Annotated in this window: 20 protein-coding genes and 1 tRNA gene; 16 read left to right on the plus strand and 5 right to left on the minus strand. The window is 60.4% G+C overall.

Going from position 1 to position 20,800, the window contains the following annotated elements:
• Positions 1-46: 46 nt before the first annotated feature.
• Complete coding sequence (locus tag LOY35_RS00765; RefSeq protein WP_258629666.1) at positions 47-1,360, plus strand: MFS transporter; 1,314 nt, start codon at positions 47-49, stop codon at positions 1,358-1,360.
• Positions 1,361-1,399: 39 nt separating this feature from the next.
• Here the strand turns inward: LOY35_RS00765 and LOY35_RS00770 are convergent, their stop codons facing one another.
• A complete protein-coding gene (locus tag LOY35_RS00770; RefSeq protein WP_258629669.1) occupies positions 1,400-2,254 on the minus strand; it encodes a LysR family transcriptional regulator in 855 nt (284 codons plus the stop codon).
• Positions 2,255-2,385: 131 nt separating this feature from the next.
• Here LOY35_RS00770 and LOY35_RS00775 point away from each other — a divergent pair, with 131 nt between their 5' ends.
• From LOY35_RS00775 to LOY35_RS00810, 8 genes are all read left to right on the plus strand, one after another.
• Positions 2,386-3,387 (plus strand): zinc-dependent alcohol dehydrogenase family protein, encoded by a 1,002-nt coding sequence (locus tag LOY35_RS00775; RefSeq protein ID WP_258629671.1) that lies wholly within the window; start codon positions 2,386-2,388, stop codon positions 3,385-3,387.
• A 178-nt stretch (positions 3,388-3,565) separates the two neighbouring features.
• Positions 3,566-4,135, plus strand: a complete 570-nt coding sequence (locus tag LOY35_RS00780) for a hypothetical protein (protein WP_258629674.1) — start codon at positions 3,566-3,568, stop codon at positions 4,133-4,135.
• Positions 4,136-4,181: 46 nt separating this feature from the next.
• Positions 4,182-4,862 carry a CsgG/HfaB family protein gene (locus LOY35_RS00785; protein ID WP_258629676.1) on the plus strand — a complete coding sequence of 227 codons (681 nt, stop codon included), beginning with the start codon at positions 4,182-4,184 and terminating at the stop codon, positions 4,860-4,862.
• A gap of 29 nt (positions 4,863-4,891) precedes the next feature.
• The gene (locus LOY35_RS00790) at positions 4,892-5,251 is read left to right on the plus strand and encodes a DUF4810 domain-containing protein (RefSeq protein WP_258629677.1); all 360 of its coding nucleotides are present in this window, start codon (positions 4,892-4,894) and stop codon (positions 5,249-5,251) included.
• Positions 5,248-5,901, plus strand: a complete 654-nt coding sequence (locus LOY35_RS00795) for a DUF799 domain-containing protein (RefSeq protein WP_258629679.1) — start codon at positions 5,248-5,250, stop codon at positions 5,899-5,901. Before LOY35_RS00790 ends, LOY35_RS00795 begins: the two co-directional genes overlap by 4 nt.
• Before the next feature lie 149 nt (positions 5,902-6,050).
• A complete protein-coding gene (locus LOY35_RS00800; RefSeq protein WP_258629680.1) occupies positions 6,051-7,730 on the plus strand; it encodes a VWA domain-containing protein in 1,680 nt (559 codons plus the stop codon).
• Positions 7,731-7,959: 229 nt separating this feature from the next.
• Complete coding sequence (locus LOY35_RS00805) at positions 7,960-8,532, plus strand: RNA polymerase sigma factor (protein WP_258629683.1); 573 nt, start codon at positions 7,960-7,962, stop codon at positions 8,530-8,532.
• A complete protein-coding gene (locus LOY35_RS00810; RefSeq protein WP_258629686.1) occupies positions 8,529-9,146 on the plus strand; it encodes a hypothetical protein in 618 nt (205 codons plus the stop codon). The genes LOY35_RS00805 and LOY35_RS00810 overlap by 4 nt, the downstream gene beginning before the upstream one ends.
• Before the next feature lie 82 nt (positions 9,147-9,228).
• On the opposite strand, the gene LOY35_RS00815 is transcribed toward LOY35_RS00810, so the two are convergent.
• Positions 9,229-9,477 carry a helix-turn-helix domain-containing protein gene (locus tag LOY35_RS00815; protein WP_024780364.1) on the minus strand — a complete coding sequence of 83 codons (249 nt, stop codon included), beginning with the start codon at positions 9,475-9,477 and terminating at the stop codon, positions 9,229-9,231.
• A 198-nt stretch (positions 9,478-9,675) separates the two neighbouring features.
• On the opposite strand from LOY35_RS00815, the gene LOY35_RS00820 reads away from it, so the two are divergent.
• Genes LOY35_RS00820 through LOY35_RS00830 form a run of 3 tightly spaced genes read left to right on the plus strand, consistent with a single transcriptional unit; the run spans position 9,676 to position 11,265 of the window.
• Positions 9,676-9,954, plus strand: coding sequence for a hypothetical protein (locus tag LOY35_RS00820; RefSeq protein WP_258629691.1), 279 nt, complete (start codon positions 9,676-9,678; stop codon positions 9,952-9,954).
• Between the two features lie 50 nt (positions 9,955-10,004).
• Positions 10,005-10,739, plus strand: coding sequence for a hypothetical protein (locus tag LOY35_RS00825; protein ID WP_215008382.1), 735 nt, complete (start codon positions 10,005-10,007; stop codon positions 10,737-10,739).
• Between the two features lies 1 nt (position 10,740).
• The gene (locus LOY35_RS00830) at positions 10,741-11,265 is read left to right on the plus strand and encodes a PIN domain-containing protein (RefSeq protein WP_175386621.1); all 525 of its coding nucleotides are present in this window, start codon (positions 10,741-10,743) and stop codon (positions 11,263-11,265) included.
• A gap of 314 nt (positions 11,266-11,579) precedes the next feature.
• Here LOY35_RS00830 and LOY35_RS00835 read toward each other — a convergent pair.
• Positions 11,580-11,656 (minus strand) — tRNA-Arg (locus LOY35_RS00835).
• Positions 11,657-12,005: 349 nt separating this feature from the next.
• Here LOY35_RS00835 and gabD point away from each other — a divergent pair.
• From gabD to LOY35_RS00850, 3 genes are all read left to right on the plus strand, one after another.
• On the plus strand, positions 12,006-13,448 hold the full coding sequence (gabD, locus tag LOY35_RS00840) for an NADP-dependent succinate-semialdehyde dehydrogenase (protein ID WP_258629698.1): 1,443 nt from the start codon (positions 12,006-12,008) through the stop codon (positions 13,446-13,448).
• 176 nt (positions 13,449-13,624) lie between these two features.
• On the plus strand, positions 13,625-14,902 hold the full coding sequence (gene gabT / locus LOY35_RS00845) for a 4-aminobutyrate--2-oxoglutarate transaminase (RefSeq protein ID WP_258629700.1): 1,278 nt from the start codon (positions 13,625-13,627) through the stop codon (positions 14,900-14,902).
• Positions 14,903-15,042: 140 nt separating this feature from the next.
• The gene (locus tag LOY35_RS00850; protein WP_258629702.1) at positions 15,043-16,260 is read left to right on the plus strand and encodes a response regulator; all 1,218 of its coding nucleotides are present in this window, start codon (positions 15,043-15,045) and stop codon (positions 16,258-16,260) included.
• Between the two features lie 127 nt (positions 16,261-16,387).
• Here LOY35_RS00850 and LOY35_RS00855 read toward each other — a convergent pair whose 3' ends face one another.
• Together LOY35_RS00855 and desA are read right to left on the minus strand one after the other, a co-directional pair.
• A complete protein-coding gene (locus LOY35_RS00855) occupies positions 16,388-17,377 on the minus strand; it encodes a sensor domain-containing diguanylate cyclase (protein ID WP_139650279.1) in 990 nt (329 codons plus the stop codon).
• A gap of 186 nt (positions 17,378-17,563) precedes the next feature.
• Entirely contained in the window at positions 17,564-18,748 is a 1,185-nt protein-coding gene (gene desA, locus LOY35_RS00860) for a delta-9 fatty acid desaturase DesA (RefSeq protein WP_258629703.1), read from the minus strand.
• Between the two features lie 146 nt (positions 18,749-18,894).
• Here desA and dibA point away from each other — a divergent pair, with 146 nt between their 5' ends.
• The gene (dibA, locus tag LOY35_RS00865) at positions 18,895-20,799 is read left to right on the plus strand and encodes a phosphodiesterase DibA (protein WP_258629704.1); all 1,905 of its coding nucleotides are present in this window, start codon (positions 18,895-18,897) and stop codon (positions 20,797-20,799) included.
• Position 20,800: the final 1 nt, after the last annotated feature.

Below are 20,800 nucleotides of genomic sequence, written 5' to 3' on the forward strand. Positions count from 1 at the left end.
GCGACGGCACCCCGCCATTCCAGCAACCTGATAGTCAAATCTGCCCATGACCACCATCACCCATCCGCCAGGCGACCGGTTCAGCCGGTCCGACTACAAGACCCTGGGGCTTGCCGCCTTGGGCGGGGCGCTGGAGATCTACGATTTCATCATCTTCGTCTTCTTCGCCCTGACTCTCAGCCAGTTGTTCTTCCCACCGGAAATGCCCGACTGGCTGCGCTTGCTGCAAAGCTTCGGGATCTTCGCCACCGGCTACCTGGCGCGGCCACTGGGCGGCATCCTCATGGCGCACTTCGCGGATCGTCTGGGACGCAAGCGGGTATTCAGTCTGAGCATCCTGATGATGGCCTTGCCATGTCTGCTCATCGGCGTGATGCCGACCTACGCGCAAATCGGCTATTTCGCACCGCTGCTGCTGTTGGCGCTGCGCATCCTGCAGGGCGCGGCGGTGGGCGGTGAGGTGCCGAGCGCCTGGGTGTTCGTGGCCGAACATGCACCGCTTCACCATCGCGGCTACGCCCTGGGCTTCCTCCAGGCCGGCCTGACCTTCGGCTACTTGCTCGGCGCGTTGACCGCCACGGCGCTGGCCCGTATCTACACACCAACGGAGATCCTCGATTACGCCTGGCGCATGCCGTTCCTGCTGGGCGGGGTCTTCGGTGTCATCGGTGTCTGGCTGCGTCGCTGGCTGAGCGAAACGCCGATCTTCATGGCCTTGCAAGCCAACCGTGAAGGCGCGGCGGAACTGCCATTGCGCACGGTGCTGCGGGACCATCGACAGGCCTTGCTGCCCGCCGTCATCCTGACCTGCGTGCTGACCTCCGCCGTGGTGGTGTTCGTGGTCATTACCCCGACCGTGATGCAGAAAAGCTTCGGCATGACGCCCGGCCAGACCTTCGCCTTGAGCAGCCTGGGCATCGTCTTCCTGAACATCGGCTGTGTCCTGGCCGGCCTCATCGTCGACCGCATCGGCGCCTGGCGCAGCGTCATGCTCTACAGCCTGCTGCTGCCCCTGGGCATCTCCGTGCTCTACGCCAGCCTGATCAACGGCGGTGCCTGGCTGGGCCTGGCCTATGCCGTGGCCGGCCTGGGTTGCGGCGTGGTCGGCGCGGTGCCTTCGGTGATGGTCAACCTGTTCCCGCCGAAGATTCGCGTCTCCGGGATCTCGTTCACCTACAACATCGCCTATGCACTGTGGGCGAGTGTCACGCCGCTGGTGCTGATCGCGCTGGTGCCGTGGAGCCCGTGGGTGTGCGTGGGGTATAGCGTGGTGATGGGGGCGGTGGGCGTCGTGGCGGCGATGTTTTTTTCGCGACGCCCAGTGAAGTCGGCGCAGCCTTCATTGGCCTGTGACGCCTAGTCCTGCTCAGGCGCCTCTGCAGGTCCGGTGAACCGGCCTTCAAAGGCGTTCACGCAAGAAATCCACAAAAGCCCGGGTACGTGCCGAGCGGCGTCGGTCCTGGCTGAATACCGCGTGGATGGGCAATGCCGTCGGCTGATAATGGGTTAGCACGTTGGTCACGGTTCCCTGGCGAACGTCGGCGGCGAACAACCACTGGGGTGAAAGCGAAAGGCCTAACCCGCACAGCACCATTTCCCGGATCGCTTCGCTGCTGTTGCTGGTGACGTTGCCCTTGATCGTCACGTGATGTTGCTCGCCATGGTGGTCGAATTGCCAGGCGTCATAATGCTCCAGCAGGGTAAACCCCAGGCAGTTATGGCGGGACAGGTCAGACGGTTCGAGCGGTGTGCCGTGCCGTTGCAAGTAGGCGGGGGAGGCATACACCCGGCGTGGGCTCTCGCCGAGCTTCAGGGCTACCAGTCCTTCGTTCTTGACTGCGCCGATACGAATGGCCACGTCGATGTTTTCCTTCAGCACATCCTCATGGTGATCGCTCAGCCTCAGGTCGATCCGGACCTGTGGATGACGCGCCAGGAAATCACCCACCAGGGGGGCAATGCACAACCGCCCGAAACTCACCGGCGCCGCCACCCGCAGGGGGCCGGCGACCTGTTCCTGGCCGCTGGCGAAACTGAGCCGGGCAGTATCCAGGCTGGCGAGGATTTCCTTGCTCTGGGCATAGAAACGCTGGCCTTGGTCGGTCAACGCCAGATAGCGGGTGCTGCGGGCAAACAGCGCTCCGCCCAGGTGTTTCTCCAACCCACGGATCTGCTTGCTCACCGCCGGTTGACCCAGGTTCAGTTCCCTGGCGACGGCCGAGAACGAGCCGCGCTCCACCACCCGTACGAACACCTACATTGCATCGAACAGATCCATAGGGATTTGGCCTGTGTGAGGAATAAATCCTATCCATTGTTGCTTACTTATCGGAATACGTCGGCACTCGCAATATGAACCTACCCACTCATTGGAGGTTTACCGTCATGAACAACACCATGTCCGCTGCCGTCGCCGAAACTACCCAGGCCCCGCTGGTCGTCCGTCACATTTCCCGACCTGTTCCGGGCAAGGGACAGGTCTTGATCAAGGTCCACGCTGTAGGAATCAATCCGCTGGATACCAAGATCGCGGCAGGTGGCGGTGCCCATGCTCGTCAGCCACTGCCCGCCGTACTAGGGATTGACCTGGCCGGGACGGTCGTAGCATTGGGGGAAGGTGTGAATGACTTCGCCCCCGGCGAGGAGGTATTCGGCATGGCGGGTGGTATCGGCGGCGCCCAAGGTGCCCTGGCCGAATACATTGCCGTCGATGCTCGCCTGATCGCCCCCAAGCCCGCTTCACTGAGCATGCGGGAGGCGGCGGCACTGCCGCTGGTCTTCATCACGGCTTGGGAGGGATTGGTGGATCGCGCCAATGTCCGGGCTGGCCAGCAAGTGCTGATCCATGGCGGCGCGGGCGGTGTCGGTCAAATGGCGGTGCAGATCGCCCGGGCCCGGGGCGCCGAGGTCTATGCCACCGGCTCGGTCGGCAGCTTGGATTTCATCCGCGGACTGGGCGCGACGGCCATTGACTACCGATCCGAGGACACCGACAGCTACGTACGCCTGCACACCGATGGCGAGGGCTTCGACATCGTTTATGACACGGTCGGCGGCCCGACCCTGGACGCGTCGTTCAACGCCGTGAAGACCTACACTGGCCACGTCCTCAGCTGCCTGGGCTGGGGACAACACAGCCTGGCGCCATTGTCGTTTCGTGGCGCGAGTTATTCTGGCGTATTTACCTTGATGCCCTTGCTGACCGGCAAGGGGCGAGAGCGCCATGGCCAGATCCTGCGGGAGGCGGCAGGGCTGGTTGAGGCCGGAAAACTGCGGATCAAGGTGGATCCGCAGCGGTTTGGCCTGGGCGAGGTCAATGACGCGTTTGTGCAAGTGGCCGAAGGACGCGGGCAAGGGAAAACAGTGGTGGAAATCTGGGTCGAATGATTGGATTTCCCCGTTGCGACTCATGTGCCAACCAAAGCTCCGGTTCATAACGGCCGGGGCTTTTTGCTTCCGGGGGAGAGCGTCAGACAGCACTGTCGCCTAAACAGCTTGAGAAGCCCTCCAGACTCCGTAAAATCCACCGCGCTTTACCATCAACTCTTCAGGGACGAATTTCGATATGCGCTTTCTCGCCACATTTGTGGTCCTCTGCCTCCTGGCGGGTTGTGCCTCCAAGCCCGATTACTACATTTCTCCCACGCCGGTCGCGATCCCCAAGACCGCCACCTACTGGATCGACACCTTCAACGTTGAAGTTGTCGGCAAGAATGAACGCTTCCTGCCTGACGAAACCGTTCGCGAACAATTGAACTGCGATCTGGTCCTGCGTCTGCTCGATGCCAATCGCTATGCCTCCAGCCGGGAAACAGCGGACTATCTGCTGGACGTGAACACCGTTTACGCGCGCCGCATCCAGGACACCCAGGGCGGCTTCATGAACAAGATCGTCGCCGACGGTACGTACCTTGCCAGCGTCGATTTCAGTTATCAGGTCAAGGTGAAGAAGGCCGATGCCGAGGTGTTGCACTTTGCCCAGGCCCGTGAGGGACTGATGCTCAGAGGCCCGATAGGGATGAAAAGCATGCTGGGCGCGCTGACCAACCAGGGTAACTCCGATGTCGAGGGTTATTACACCAGCGCGTTGGGCCGCTTTATTGTCGATGACTTGCAGGCCATTCCGTCTCGTTGAATTTTTTGACCCCACGCAACGCTGATTCTTACCCCAGGAGTACCCCGTGAAGACATTGTTCAAAATTTTGCTGTCAGGCCTCGCCGCCGCAGCGTTGCTGACTGTGGCCGGTTGTGCCTCGGAAAGCTCCCGTGCGTTGCCGATCGAGAAAGTTGCCAGTGCCGGTGTCGTCTATTCCGGTGTGCGCGTGCCGATTGCCGTAGGCAAGTTCGATAACCGCTCCAGCTACATGCGCGGGATTTTTTCCGATGGTGTCGATCGTCTTGGCGGTCAGGCCAAGACCATCCTGATCACCCATTTGCAACAGACCAATCGCTTCAGCGTGCTGGACCGCGACAACATGAGTGAGATCTCCCAGGAGGCCGCGATCAAAGGCACCGCGCAGAAGCTCAAGGGTGCTGATTACGTAGTGACCGGTGACGTGACCGAGTTTGGTCGCAAAGAGACCGGCGACCGCCAGCTGTTCGGCATCCTCGGTCGTGGCAAGACCCAGGTGGCTTACGCCAAGGTCAACCTGAATATCGTCAATATCAGCACTTCCGAAGTGGTGTATTCCACCCAGGGCGCGGGTGAATACGCTCTGTCCAACCGTGAAGTGATCGGCTTCGGCGGCACCGCCAGCTATGACTCCACTCTCAATGGCAAGGTCCTGGACCTGGCCATGCGCGAGGCAATCAACCGCCTGGTGGACGGCATCAACGCCGGCGCCTGGAACCCACGCAACTGATCAGCAGCATTTCATGGAGCAGTACAAGGATGAGCAAGGCAGTGAAGTTGGCGTTGACGCTAACAGCAGTCGCAACGGTCGCTGGGTGTCAGACGGCCCCTACAACTCTGTATCAATGGGAAAGCTACCAGCCGCAGGTTTACGAGTACTTCAAGGGTGAGCCCAAGGAAGCGCAGGTCGAAGCGTTGGAGCGGGATCTGCAGAAGATCAACGCCAGTGGCCGAAAGGTCCCGCCGGGCTACCATGCCCACCTGGGCATGCTGTACCTGAGCATGGGCAAGGATGACCAGATGGTGCAGGAGTTGCGCACCGAAAAGGCGCTGTTCCCTGAGTCCGCGACTTACATGGACATGCTGCTCAAGAACGCCAAGACCGGAGACGTCAAATGAGCCTTTTGAAATGGCTGGGCACTCTGCTGGCCGTGGCGTTGCTGGCCGGTTGTGCAGCCCCCAAGACCATCGACTATTCGGCCTTCAAACAGGCTCGCCCCAAGTCGATCCTGGTGTTGCCGCCGATCAACGAATCCCCTGAGGTGCAGGCCTCCTATAGCCTGGTTTCCCAAGTGACCTACCCGTTGGCCGAAGCGGGTTACTACGTGTTGCCGATTGCCCTGGTGGATGAAACCTTTCGCCAGAACGGCCTGACAACACCGAACGATATCCAGGGCGTAGCCCCGGCCAAGCTGCATGACATTTTCGGCGCGGACGCGGCGCTGTACATCACCATCAGTGAATATGGCACCCGTTACATGCTGATCTCCAGTGAAACGGCCGTCACCGCTTCGGCCAAACTGGTGGACCTGCGCAGCGGCACCACCCTGTGGACTGGCTCCGCTCGTGCGTCCAGCGAGGAGGGCGGGAATAGCAACGCCGGTGGGCTGGTCGGCATGCTGATCACGGCGGCGGTCAAGCAAGTGATCAACAGCTCCACTGACGCGGGTCATCCAATTGCCGGTATTGCCAGCGCACGGTTGCTGTCGGCCGGGCAGCGCACCGGGATCCTGTACGGACCACGTTCGCCCAAGTACGGTTCGGATTGATCAACTTATAGTCAACCGCCTGGTCTATTTCCGGATGGCCAGGCCTTGTTCTTCTGATCCTGTAAAAAAATTTTCCAATCATTAACCCGAACCGCAAATCTCCCTCGTCTGAGCTTGTGAACGGATCATCCACTCACGAGGTTCAGACCATGTCCCGCCCCTATCCATTTCTTCGTCCTGCAGCCCAGGGCTTCGCCGTGACCTTATTGGTGGCGCTGGCGGGTTGTGGGTTGTCTTCGTCCCGAGAGCCCGCCAGAACCGCCGAACCCGCCGCAGCGGCCGCCAAGCCCGAACTGCAACGCGAGATCGCCCCCGCGCCGTCTCAGGTCAAGCGCATGGCCGCGCCGGCGCCGGTTGGTTCGCTACTGGTGGCAAACGATGCCGCCATCGCTGATTACCGCAGCGAGCCGCGGGAGCAATATGAAAAACTGCCGGACAATCCCATCCACAGCGTTGCCGAAACACCGGTGTCGACCTTCAGCGTGGATGTCGATACCGGTAGCTACGCCAATGTGCGACGGTTCCTCAACCAGGGCAGTCTGCCGCCCGAAGGGGCTGTGCGACTGGAGGAAATGGTCAACTACTTTCCCTACACCTACGCGCTGCCCACCGATGGTTCGCCTTTTGGCGTGACCACCGAAGTAGCGCCATCGCCCTGGAACCCTCATACCCGTTTGCTGCGCATCGGCATCAAGGCTTCCGACCGCGCCGTGGCGGACCTGGCGCCGGCCAACCTGGTCTTCCTGGTGGATGTGTCCGGCTCGATGGACCGTCGCGAAGGCCTGCCGCTGGTCAAGAGCACGTTGAAACTGCTGGTGGACCAATTGCGGGATCAGGACCGGGTGTCCCTGGTGGTCTATGCCGGTGAGTCGCGGGTGGTGCTCAAACCCACCTCGGGTCGCGACAAGGCCAAGATCCGCAACGCTATCGATCAGTTGAATGCCGGAGGCTCCACTGCGGGCGCCTCGGGTATCGAGCTGGCTTACCAGATGGCCCGCGAGAGCTTTATCGACAACGGCATCAATCGCATCCTGCTGGCCACCGATGGCGACTTCAACGTCGGCGTCAGTGATTTCGACAGCCTCAAGCAGATGGCGGTGGATCAGCGTAAAAGTGGCGTATCCCTGACGACCCTGGGTTTCGGTGTGGATAACTACAACGAACACCTGATGGAGCAACTGGCCGATGCCGGCGACGGCAACTACGCCTACATCGACAACCTGCTCGAAGCGCGCAAGGTGCTGGTGGACCAGCTCAGCTCGACCCTGGCGGTGGTGGCGCGGGATGTGAAGTTGCAGGTGGAGTTCAACCCCGCCCAGGTCAGCGAGTATCGCCTGCTGGGTTATGAGAACCGCGCGCTGAAACGTGAGGACTTCAACAACGACAAGGTCGATGCTGGCGAAATCGGTGCCGGGCACACGGTGACGGCGTTGTACGAAATCGTGCCAAAAGGTGAGCAGGGCTGGCTGGAGCCGCTGCGCTATGCCAGCCCGCAGCCCAAGCAGGAAGGCAAGGCCGGTGAGCTGGCAATGTTGCGGGTACGCTACAAACCCGCTGAAGGCGGCAGCAGCCGGCTGATCGAACATCCGATCGCCAGCGCCCAGGGCGAAGGCAAGGCCAGCGATGACCTGCGTTTCTCGGCCGCGGTGGCAGCCTTTGCACAGCAGCTCAAGGGTGAGGGGCGCTACACTGGGGCGATGAGCTTGAAGGACACCGCTCAGTTGGCCCGTTCTGCGCGGGGCGATGACCCGTTCGGGCTGCGTGCCGAGTTCGTGCAGATGGTTGAGCTGGCGCAGAGCCTCAAGCCTGAGGTCAAGCACGGCTCCTGAAGATTAATGGTGGGAGCCGGGCTTGTGGGAGCAAGGCTTGCCCGCGATTGCGGTAAGTCAGTCAGCAACAATGTTGACGGGTCCATCGCTATCGCGAGCAAGCTTTGCTCCCACAGGTGTTGCGCCGTTTGATCCTTAACTGACTGGCATTTAGGGCAAGCCCGGTTCCCACAGTGGACCTGTGCTGTGTACAGAATCACATTTCAATTGGAAGGAGTCCGCCACCCAAATGCCCGCCCCGATTGACTCAGTCAGCGACGAATCGTTGCTGGCCCGCTACCGCGACGGTGATGGCGCCAGTTTTGAAATCCTATATGCGCGGCATCGGCAGGGGCTCTATCGTTTCCTCATAGCCTTGAGCAACAAGGCCGAGCTGGCCGAAGAAGTGTTCCAGGACACCTGGCTCAGCCTGATCCGCAGCAGCACCCAGCCACAAGGACGGGCGAGTTTTCGTACCTGGCTGTTCCAGATTGCCCGCAACCGTTTGATCGATCACTGGCGCCGGCACGGTGTTCACAATCCATTGCATGACAGCTATGACGAGCAGCTTCACGTCCAGACCGACGACGCCAACAGCCCGGAACAACAGTTGAGCCTGAGCCGCGATCAGGGACGCCTGGAAGCCGCATTGCAAGCCTTGCCAGAAGACCAGCGCGAAGTCTTCTTGCTACGCCTGCACGGCGACCTGGAACTGCCGCAGATCGCCGCCCTGACCGGCGTCCCGCTGGAAACAGTAAAGAGCCGTTTGCGTTACGCCCAGCAGAAATTGCACCGGCTGCTGGCCGAGGAGGTACCCGCATGATTGACTCCCGACAGACCCCGGATCCCGCTGACGAAGCGCTGGTCGAGCATTTCCGCCAACACGCCAGCGGCGAGCCCCCCGCGTCCCTGGACGCCTTCATCCTGGCCACCGCCCGCCGCGAAGCGCCGGCGCCCAGGCCGAGCCTGTGGCAACGTTGGCTGCAGGCCTGCCAACGGCCGCGCTGGCAGGTGGCGTTCGCCACCGTGGCCGGTGTGGCGCTGATGATTGGCCTGGTACTGCGCTCGCCGGTACCAAGGGACGACCTGGCTGCGCCGGCTTCACTGGATTATTCCGCTGCCCGGCAGGAGCTTGCCGTTGCCCCCGCGCCAGCAGCCCCCGCTGCCCCGGCACCATTGGCGCGCATGGCGGCGCCAATGGGCGAACTGAGCCAGGCCCCGGAGAAGCCTGTGCAGGTCCAGGCAGATGAACCCATGGCGAAAAAGAGCAAGTCCGTACCCGCCGCAGCCCCTTCGCTGGAGCAGGGATTGCTGGAAATCCTGCGGTTGCGTCAGGCGGGAGAGACCAAGGCGGCGGATAAGAAGCTGCTTGCGCTGCACAAGCGCTTTCCCAAGGAAGACTTGCCGGCGCGGCTGGAGGCGTTGCGCAAGCGTTGAGTGGAAATCAATCTTTATAGAAAGCCCTGAGTCGTAACGACCTGGGCTTTCGAAAAAACTGTTTTCGCAGAGGCTGAGAGAACTACTCGTCGTTGAGAGCTGCTTCGTAATCAGCAGAGAAGCTCGTCAGGTTCGTGCCCAGTACTAAACACAGGTCTCGCAACTGAACCGTATCTAACCTTCTTACCCCTCGTTCCACATCGCTCATGAACGACTGTGGCCTGCCCAGCGCCGCTGAACATTGCGCCTGCGTCAGCCCGGAAGCGATACGCGTGCGCTTGAGTACCTGAAGAAAGACATCGTGTTCGCGTCGATAGATAGCTTTGGTCATGGCGGCGTCTGTGGTAATTCGATTTTCAGGCTATATCTACTTTTCAGATATCTGATTTTCAGTTATCTTGGTTCAAAAGCCGGAAAAGTAAGGTTCGAACACGGCAGGATCGCCTATCTGTCTCAGATAGACGCGATGCCGGTTTGGCTGCTGTATCGACTTATCCACCTATCGGTTCGTCTGACAAGGAGTCTCGACATGTCGCATTACGTACCGTTGCAAACCAACAATCCTGATTGCCCCGTTCTGCTCATCGACAGCCAGATGCCTACTGGGATGCTGGTCGAGAGTGCGCTTAATCGCATCAGGGCTGGGACAGATCTTCTGGAGAGCATCACCTCGGTCACGATCAAGGGTATCGACGATGGTGATTTGTATCGTTTCACCAATGCTGCGTATCTGCTTTTGCGAGAGGGCTCGGATTTGTTGGAGGTAGTGAGTCGGAATGTCGAGGGTGCTGGCACAGTGTCGCCATAAGCCGTTGATACTCGAGCATAGGGTTACAAATGCAGGCGTAGCAGGATCACATGAGCGGAACTATACTCGCCAGCATGAAAAAGCTGATGCTCGAACTCGACGGAACCGATCCAAGCAAGCTCTCGATGGCTCGCTTGACGGATTATCTATGCGAGCTCGCTGAGCTTTTTGGCTCGCAAGATAATGTTCATTTTGACTCTGTTACCGAAGGCTGCGTCTGCCTTAATACTTGGGTGGAAGATGAGAAGTACCCCCATGTATTAAACCGGGTCCGTGAAGCAGCTCAGGGAGTTGGCCCTAAGCGCGCAAGAAAAGCGTACGCGCAGCTATCGGCATTGATGGAGCAGGATCGAGTCGATGGTGTCTTGCAAGCCGCAGATGCGAACATTCTTCAGTTTCCCAAAGCTAAGGCTGCCCCTCCTCCTATGGTTGTCATCAAGCAAGGTAGCGTCCAAGGCCGTCTGTATATCGTTGGCGGGAAAGACGAGACGGTTCCTGTTCGGCTCGAGGGCGCGGGTGGCGAAACCCTTCTGTGTGAGGCCGATACAGCATTAGCCGAGCAACTGGGCAAATTGTTGTTTAAGCACGTTCGGGTTCATGGGAAGGGGGAATGGGAAAGTCGGCCGCATGGTGGCTGGCGGCTGCGAAAAATGTTCATCCAGTCCTATGAAAAGCTTGAAAAAGCCTCCTTGCGTAGTGCGGTTACCCAACTTAAAGAACTTGGTGGTAACACCTGGAGTGAGATGGATGACCCTCATGGAACGATTCAAAACCTAAGGGGTTGAGGTGCGCATAGTTCTCGATACCAACGTTCTTGTCCAAGCCTTGGGAAATGCAAAAGACGGTATCGTCTTGGTTGATCCTGCCACTGGCCACAATGTTGATAGAGCGATGGCGAGAGCGGAAGCTCTGATAGAGCTAGTCGACGCCAGGGGCGGGACGGTGCTGATTCCAACGCCTGCGTTGGCTGAGTATCTGGTTGGCATTGATCGGGGTTTTCATCAGAGCCACCTTGATGTCATAAACGGGTTCTCATGTTTTGAGATCGTGTCGTTTGATCAGATCGCTGCGGTCGAATGCGCCCGTATGGTTGATGACAACGAATTGAAGGTACTTGATCCTGCTGCAACGAAAGCCAAGTTACGTTTTGATCGTCAGATCATTGCTACTGCCCTGGCAACCAATGCTGATGAAATCTGGACTCATGATGCGGGGCTTTATTCCAAGGCTCAGAAGTGCGGGCTTGTGGTGCGATCGCTGGGAGATATTGAGCCGGCTCCCGAGCAACTTGAGGTCAATCTCGATCCCTAGAATTGATTGGAACGTAGACACCGGGATTTATTTGATTTCATACCCGCGGAGCGTGAAAACGATCACCCATAAAAAAGCCTCAGGTCTTACGACTCGGGGCTTTTTGTGTTCAGACAATCTTTAAATGTAGCCGTCATGGAAGAAAGCGCGCAACAGCGTTCAGAACGCTATGTATCCGCCCGTAGCCAACACCCGGCGTGGCTTTTGCTCGCCTCGCGTCGTGCTCCGCTCGTATTGGGTTGCCTACGAGCGTGAAGACGATCACCCACAAAAAAGCCCCAAGTCTCGCGAATTGGGGCTTTTGAACATCTGTATGGTGCACCAGGCGGGATTCGAACCCACGACCCCTGCCTTCGGAGGGCAGTACTCTATCCAGCTGAGCTACTGGTGCAACGCGGCGCCATGATACTCACATGCGTGGCGGGCGTCCATGCTGCTGATTTGCCGTTGTTTTCCGGCCTTTGGGCGGGCGTCGGCTACGCTGATCAGAAAAAACGGCCAATTTCGTCTTTTTCGTTCTTTTTTTCGAACAGCCTATTGTCCTTCACCCCCATCGGCCCTAGGATTCGTTTGAGATTTCAAACGCTCTTGTCTGGGTGCTGAACCGCACGTCTATGCTTGTTGTGCGTTATTTCTGTGCTTCAGCCCAGTGAATGATTTCCCTGACGGCAGCCCATAAGGCGCCTTTCTACAACTCTAATTCGCTCCGCGTGCGCGCGGTGCTGTTAAGGAAAGCCGACATGCAGCTTAAAGACACCCAATTGTTCCGCCAGCAAGCCTTCATCGATGGCGCTTGGGTCGATGCGGACAATGGTCAGACGATCAAGGTCACCAACCCGGCAACGGGCGAAGTGTTGGGTACTGTGCCGAAAATGGGCGCTGCCGAAACCCGTCGTGCGATCGAAGCCGCCGACAAGGCGCTGCCGGCCTGGCGTGCGCTGACCGCCAAGGAGCGCGCCAACAAGCTGCGCCGCTGGTATGAATTGCTGATCGAGAACCAGGACGACCTCGGTCGCCTGATGACCCTGGAGCAGGGCAAGCCACTGGCCGAAGCCAAGGGCGAGATCGTCTATGCCGCGTCGTTCATCGAGTGGTTCGCCGAAGAAGCCAAGCGCATCTACGGTGACGTGATTCCCGGCCACCAGCCGGACAAGCGCCTGATCGTGATCAAGCAGCCGATCGGCGTGACCGCCGCCATTACTCCGTGGAACTTCCCGGCCGCGATGATCACCCGCAAGGCGGGTCCAGCCCTGGCCGCCGGGTGCACCATGGTCATCAAGCCGGCCTCGCAAACCCCGTTCTCGGCCCTGGCCCTGGTGGAACTGGCGCACCGTGCCGGCATTCCGCAAGGCGTGCTGAGCGTGGTCACCGGCAGCGCTGGCGACATCGGCGGCGAGCTGACCAGCAACCCGATCGTGCGCAAGCTGTCCTTCACCGGTTCGACTGAAATCGGTCGCCAGTTGATGGCCGAATGTGCCAAGGACATCAAGAAAGTCTCCCTGGAACTGGGCGGCAACGCGCCGTTCATCGTGTTCGACGACGCGGACCTGGATAAGGCCGTCGAAGGCGCGATCATTTCCAAGTACCGCAACAATGGCCAGACCTGCGTCTGTGCCAACCGTCTGTACATCCAGGATGCGGTGTACGACGCATTCGCGGAAAAACTCAAAGCCGCGGTCGCCAAGCTCAAGATCGGCAATGGTCTGGAAGACGGCACCACCACCGGTCCACTGATTGACGAGAAAGCGGTCGCCAAGGTCCAGGAACACATCGCCGATGCCGTTGGCAAAGGCGCGACCGTACTGGCCGGTGGCAAACCGATGCAAGGCAACTTCTTCGAGCCGACCATCCTGACCAACGTGCCGAAAAACGCCGCCGTGGCCAAGGAAGAAACCTTCGGTCCGCTGGCGCCGCTGTTCCGCTTCAAAGACGAGGCCGAAGTGATCGCGATGTCCAACGACACCGAGTTCGGCTTGGCCTCGTACTTCTATGCCCGTGACCTGGGCCGTGTGTTCCGCGTGGCCGAAGCCCTGGAATACGGCATGGTCGGCGTCAACACCGGGTTGATCTCCAACGAAGTCGCGCCGTTCGGCGGCATCAAGGCCTCTGGCCTGGGCCGTGAGGGTTCCAAATACGGCATCGAGGACTACCTGGAGATCAAATACCTCTGCCTGGGTATCTGATCCTGCTGCAAGCGCAAGGGGCACGAGAGCGCTGCCCCTTGCGCCGTTTCAAAACTGCACTTTTTTCTGCGGCCGGGAACGCCGTGGCAGTCGATCATCGCATGCTGCCGCCGTTGAATTCCCTCCGTGTAAATCCTTGAGCCACGCCGACCGATGAGCGGCGAATGAGGACTGTAATGAGCAAGACTAACGCTGATCTGATGGCCCGCCGTACCGCTGCCGTTCCACGCGGCGTCGGCCAGATTCACCCGATCTTCGCTGAATCGGCGAAGAACGCCACGGTAACCGACGTTGAAGGCCGTGAATTCATCGACTTCGCCGGCGGTATCGCCGTGCTGAACACCGGCCATGTGCACCCAAAAATCATCGCCGCCGTGACCGAACAGCTGAACAAGCTGACCCACACCTGCTTCCAGGTCCTGGCCTACGAGCCGTACGTGGAGCTGTGCGAAAAAATCAACGCCAAGGTACCTGGCGACTTCGCCAAGAAAACCCTGCTGGTAACCACCGGTTCCGAAGCGGTGGAAAACGCCGTGAAGATCGCCCGCGCCGCCACTGGCCGTGCCGGGGTGATCGCCTTCACTGGCGCTTACCACGGTCGTACCATGATGACCCTGGGCCTGACCGGCAAGGTCGTGCCGTACTCGGCCGGCATGGGCCTGATGCCCGGCGGTATCTTCCGTGCGCTGTACCCGAACGAATTGCACGGCGTGAGCATCGATGATTCCATCGCCAGCATCGAGCGCATCTTCAAGAACGACGCGGAGCCACGTGACATCGCTGCAATCATCATCGAGCCGGTACAGGGCGAGGGTGGTTTCTATGTGGCGCCGAAGGAGTTCATGAAGCGCCTGCGCGCCCTGTGCGACCAGCACGGTATTCTGCTGATCGCCGACGAAGTGCAGACCGGCGCAGGCCGTACCGGCACCTTCTTCGCCATGGAGCAGATGGGTGTTTCCGCTGACCTGACCACCTTCGCCAAATCCATCGCTGGCGGCTTCCCGCTGGCCGGTGTCTGCGGCAAGGCCGAGTACATGGATGCCATCGCCCCGGGTGGCCTGGGTGGCACTTATGCGGGCAGCCCGATCGCTTGCGCGGCGGCGCTGGCGGTGATGGAAGTGTTCGAAGAAGAGCACTTGCTGGATCGCTGCAAGGCCGTGGGCGAACGCCTGGTCAGCGGCCTCAAGGCTATCCAGAACAAGTATCCGGTGATCGGTGAAGTCCGTGCCCTGGGCGCGATGATTGCCGTGGAGCTGTTCGAAAACGGTGATACCCATAAGCCGAACGCCGCTGCCGTCGCCCAGGTCGTGGCCAAGGCGCGTGACAAGGGTTTGATCCTGTTGTCCTGCGGCACTTATGGCAACGTCCTGCGTGTGCTGGTGCCGCTGACCTCGCCCGACGAACAGCTGGACAAAGGCCTGGCGATCATCGAAGAGTGCTTCTCCGAGCTCTGATGCTGCGAGCTGTGCGCTGACCCACAAAAAACCCGCTTTTAGCGGGTTTTTTCATGTCCGGGCACCTATCCTGAAGGTTCGAGCTGTCTGGAACGACGGCCATTGTCTAAGGTGCAGGTATTGCAAGGGAGCGATGCCGCATGACTGCTGTGGATTTACCCGCTGTACCTCGCGTGTTGATTGCCGAGGCCGACCCGGCGTCCCGTGAGTTGCTGGAACAGGTGTTATCGGACTTGCGCTGCGATGCGCGGGTGGACACGTGCAGTGAGGGCAAACAGGCGCTGGAGTTGTTGGCGCACCATCCTTACGACCTGGTGATCGCCGATTGGGAGCTGCCGGGTGTCGATGGCTTGAGTATCCTGCGCGGCCTTCGCCACCAGCACCGCATCCCGCCGTTGCCATTCATCCTGATGAGTCGACGCAATGACAGCGCCAGCGTACGCGAGGTATTGCCGCTGGCGCCGGCCGCTTATCTGACCAAACCCTTGAACCGGGAAAACCTGACCCAACGTCTGCAAGGCTTGCTGTTGAGTGGCTCTGAAGACGCCGCCGCCGACGCGCCCGCTCCTGGGCCCGCGCAGACCCTGGCAACCTATCTTGAGCGTCGGCGCGAGCTGTCCGAAGGCGCGCCGCTGATGACCGATGTGCAAGTGGCGGTCAAACGCAGCCTCAACCCCGGCGGCCTGGACCTGAAGTTGCTGGAAGAGGAAATCCGCACCGACCCGCAGATCACCGCCGTGCTGATTGCCGCGGCCAACAGCGCAGCCCAGCATCAGGGCGGCGGTCCAGTGCAGACAGTGGCCCAGGCGCTGCACCAGCTCGGCAGTGGGCAGAGCATGAACCTGATCCTCGGATTGACCCTCAAGCGTTGTGCCCGGCTCAATGACCCCCTCCTGGCGGACTATGCCGAGCGTTATTGGCTGTTGTCGCTGCACACCGCCGAATACGCCCGGACGATGGCCCGCTTGCTGGATCTGGAGCAGGAGCGCTGTTATTGCGCCGGGCTGCTGCATCGCCTGGGTGAACTGGCGGTGTTGCGCTGTCTGGAAGAATGGAAGCAGGCCGATGGCGAACTGGATGAGCCGGAGGAAGTGGGGAATGTCCTGGAGCAGTTCGGCGCCGGTTTCGGCTCGGCGTTGCGTACCCGCTGGCGCTTGCCACTGGAGCTGCGGGAGTTGATCGCGGCGGTCTACGGCCTCGGTGGCGGGGTGTACTCCCGCGAGGCCCTGGTGATGAACATGGCGGCGCAAATGGCCCACCTGACCGAGCATGAAGGGCTTGAGGAACTGGCCCGAGGGCGCACGGCGCGTCTGCTGAAGATCGGTTTGCCGGAGTTGATGCGTTTGCGCAGGAAGTAAAACCGCAGATCCGGCCCTGTGAGAGCGAGCCTGCTCGCGAAAGCGGTCTTGCATTCAACGATGCAGTGACTGTCAGACCGCTTCGCGAGCAGGCTCGCTCCCACAGGGTACTTGTGTAGGAAGTCGGTCAGGCGACGATGATCCGATTCTTGCCCTGGCGCTTGGCTTCGTACATGGCGGCGTCGGCGCGTGAGAACAGGCTGTCGAGGGTCTGGTCTTCGTCGGTGATGCTGGTCAGGCCCTGGCTGACGGTGATACCGAAACCCTGCTCCCCGCTGCGGAAGGTCAGGCGCTGGATTTCCCGTTGCAGGCGCTCGGCCACTTGCATTGCCATGTCCGGCGCACAGCCGGGGAATACGGCGGCGAACTCTTCGCCGCCGATCCGTCCGAACAGGTCGCCGCGCCGGAGCACGGTCCGCCCGCTCTCGGCGATTTTCTGCAGCACGCTGTCGCCTTCCTGATGACCGTAGGTGTCGTTGATCACCTTGAAATCATCGATGTCCAGCAGCAGGAATGCCATGGGCGTCCCTTGCAGTCGGGCCTGCTCGAATTCGCGGTGGGCGCATTCGAAGAAGTGCCGGCGATTGCTGCTCTGGGTCAGCACGTCGGTGGTCGCCAGTCGCTGCAGTTCGCTTTCCAGCAGCTTCTTTTCGGTGATGTCTTCGGCGATGCCCACCACGATCACCGGCTGCCCCGATTCGGCCTGGCGATTGATGAAACACTTGTCGCTCAGCCAGCGGATCTGGCCATCAGCGGCGATGATGCGGTACTCGCGATCTTCCACTGCACCTTTGACCAGCACTTCGGCCAGGCTGCGCTCGGCATAGTCCAGGTCATCGGGGTAGATTGCGTCGCGCCATTCGTTGAAGTCGGCCAGTACCAGGCCGACGGGCCGGCCGAAGATCCGTTCGTAGGCGGGGCTGACGTAGAGTAATTGCCGGGTTTCCCAATTGAACGCCCAGAGCACCGCGTTAACGCTGACCAGCAATGAGCTGAAGAGCTGTTCACGTTCGCTCAGGCGCGCCACTTCGCCTTGGGCGTGCATCAGCGCCATGAGTGTCTGAGCCGCCTCGGGCCAATGAGGTTGGGTTGAATCCTGCAGGTTCTTGTCGACCATTGGTACAAATCTCAACGAGCGTGCACTGTTGAAGGTTCGCACGCGCTTGCTCCAAAGCCCGCCTGGATGGCGAAGTGCTCTTGAGATAAGGGATTCGGGGTGAAGTTCCTTTTCAGGCGACGAAGGGGTGGGGTTTGGCTGCCAAATATGTGGCGAGGGGATTTAGCCCCTGCCACGATAGTGGGCTCAAGCCGTAGCAGGCCGCAACGAATAGGTCTTGAGCTGATCGGCAAAGTCCCGCAAGGACTGGATACCGCTGACCTCGGCGTCGTGGACCCATTCCTTGATGGCCGCCAGCATGTCGTGGCCATTGCTGCTGGTCTTGGCCCAGATCTGCTGCAGCGCCAGGCGTTTTTCGTAGATCACCTTCAATGCCTGGCTGTGTTCCAGCATGTTCTGGATGCGTAGATGGTGACGGTCGTCCAGAAGGCTGGTTTCCCGCGACAGCAGGCGCTTGGCCCGATGGAATTGGTGGCGTACCGAATGATCGACCTTTTCCAGTTCCTGCTTGACCAGCGGTGCGATCACCAGCCTGCGGTACTGAGCCATGATCTGGAACCGGTTGTTGAGGATCGCGATGGCGGTGTCCATGTCCAGATGGCCCTTGCCTTCGATCCGGTGGGCAATCGGCGCGACCCGCTGGACCTTGGCCAGGCGCAGGAAGCGGAACACCTGGATCCAGGCCCAGCCCAGGTCGAATTCCCATTTGCGTACCGACAGCTTGGCCGAGTTGGGGTAGGTATGGTGGTTGTTGTGCAGCTCTTCGCCACCGATCAGGATGCCCCAGGGCACCAGGTTGGTCGCCGCGTCGCGGCACTCGAAGTTGCGGTAGCCCACGGCATGGCCCAGGCCATTGACCACGCCGGCGGCCCAGACCGGAATCCACATCATCTGGATGGCCCAGATGGTGATGCCGATGGTGCCGAACAGCAACAGGTCGATCACGCCCATGATCGCCACGCCCAGGAGTGGGTAGCGGCTGTAGAGGTTGCGTTCGATCCAGTCTTCGGGACAGTTCTTGCCGTAGATGCGCAGGGTTTCCGGGTTTTCCGCTTCGGCGCGGTACAGTTCGGCGCCTTTGCGCAGTACGGTGGACAGGCCTTTGACGACCGGGCTGTGGGGGTCGTCGACGGTTTCGCATTTGGCGTGGTGCTTGCGGTGGATAGCGGTCCACTCGCGCGTGTTCTGTCCTGTGGTCAGCCACAGCCAGAAGCGGAAGAAATGTTTGAGACCGGCGTTCAGCTCCAGGGAGCGGTGAGCCGAGTAACGGTGCAGGTAGACCGTGACACTGATGATCGTGACATGGGTCATCAGCAGGGTGACCGCCACCAGTGACCAGGGCGACAAGCCAAGAAAACCTTCGTACCACATAGGCTGTAGGGCCCTCGATAAAGATAGAAGCAGCCGTTGCATTATCACCAGCCCTACAGATAAAACCAGTCGGCCTTTCAGATAAGAGTGGCAGGATGTTTCTTCCTCTATAATCCCGGCCTATTTATAGGGACATGGACGACCGCATGACTGCCCATCACCGCATTGCTATGGGTGAAGCGCTGCTTTACCTCGTGCTGTCAGTTGCCTGGCTGCAATTGGTTGGTTATTTATTAAGCAATTTCTTCGATCAATCCGCCGCCAGACAGACCTGGCAACTGATCAACGGCTATGCCTGGCTGTTGGTCAGCGCCGGGTTGATCTTCTGCGCGCGAGCGCGGATGTCCCGGTCCGGCGAAGGGGGGCACGCGGACGATCGTGAACGTCTGCGCCAGGCCGCCGCCGTCTTCGATTGCACCCGCGAAGGGGTGCTGGTGACGGATCGCAGCGGACTGATCGTGCACGTGAACCGGGCCTTCATGGCGATCACTGGTTATGACCGGGACGAGGTCTTGGGCCGGCGCCCCAACCTATTCAAGTCCGGGCGCCACGGGCCGGATTTCTACCGCCAGATGTTTGCTTCCCTGAGCGGGCGGGGCGAATGGAGCGGGGAAATCTGGAATCGACGCAAAAGCGGTGAGATCTTCCCGCAGTGGCAGACGATCCGGGCGCTCGTCGACGACAACGGCCAGGTCAGCCAATACGTTGCGGTGTTCTCCGACATCAGTGCGATCAAGAATTCACAACACGAACTGGCGTATCTGGCCCATCACGATCCGCTGACCGGCCTGCCCAACCGCATGCTGTTTTCCGACCGCGCGGAACAGGCCCTGGCCTCGGCGCAACTGCACAAGCGCGGCTGCGCCCTGTTGCTGGTGGACTTGGACCACTTCAAGAACATCAATGACAGCCTCGGACACGCGGTGGGCGACGAGTTGCTCAAAGGCGTGGCCGAGCGGTTCCAGGAGCTCTTCGTGCCGGGGGTGACCCTGGCTCGCCTGGGTGGCGATGAATTTGCCGTGCTGGTGGAAAATTGCTCGCAACCGGGGCAGGCGGCGGTCCTGGCCCAGCGTATTCTCGACGCGCTGAAAGAGCCGCTGCGGCTCGACAGTCATGCCTTGTTCATCAACGCCAGTATCGGTATCAGCCTGTTTCCCGGCGACGCCCTCAGCGCCGGGCAATTGTTGCGCAATGCCGACTCGGCCCTGTTCAAGGCCAAGAGCGCCGGGCGTGACGGCTACGCCTTGTACACCGAAGAACTGACCGCCCACGCCCAACAACGGGTCGAGATTGCCTTCGAACTGCGTCGTGCCCTCGCCCAGCAGGAGTTGCGGGTCTACTACCAGCCGGTGCACGACCTGGCGTCCAGCCGCTTGATCGGGGTCGAAGCGCTGGTGCGCTGGGAACATCCTGTGCGTGGCTTGATCTCGCCGGCCGAATTCATCCCTATCGCCGAGCGCACCGGGCTGATCGCCCAGGTCGATGGCTGGGTCATGGCCCAGGCCTGCCGGCAGATGTGCGAGTGGCAGCAAGCCGGGATGGCGTTGACGTTCGTCGCGGTGAACATTTCCAGCCGACTGTTTGCCCATCGCGAGTTGTACGAGCAGGTTTCCCAGGTGCTGCATGAAACCGGTCTGGACCCGGCGTTCCTGGAGTTGGAAGTGACCGAAAGCGCGGTGATGGAAGACCCGGAGGTGGCGCTGGAGCAGATGCACCGTTTGCGGGAGCTGGGCGTGAGGCTGGCGATTGACGACTTCGGCACCGGCTACTCATCGTTGCTGCGGCTCAAACGCCTGCCGGTGCAGAAGCTCAAGATCGACCAGGGTTTTGTCGCCGGGTTGCCGTGGGATGAAGATGACGCGGCAATCGTCCGGGTGATCATCGCCCTGGCCTATAGCATGGGTATGCAGGTGCACGCCGAAGGCATCGAACAGCGCGAGCAGGCGCGATTCCTGCTGGAGCAGGGCTGTGGAATGGGGCAGGGCTATTGGTTCGGACGGCCGATGCCGGCGCAGCAATTGGATTGGGCGCGGGCCCCGGCAATCACCTGAT

Origin of the sequence: Pseudomonas sp. B21-028 (genome assembly GCF_024749045.1) — a bacterium.
In the GTDB taxonomy this organism is placed as follows: Bacteria; Pseudomonadota; Gammaproteobacteria; order Pseudomonadales; family Pseudomonadaceae; genus Aquipseudomonas.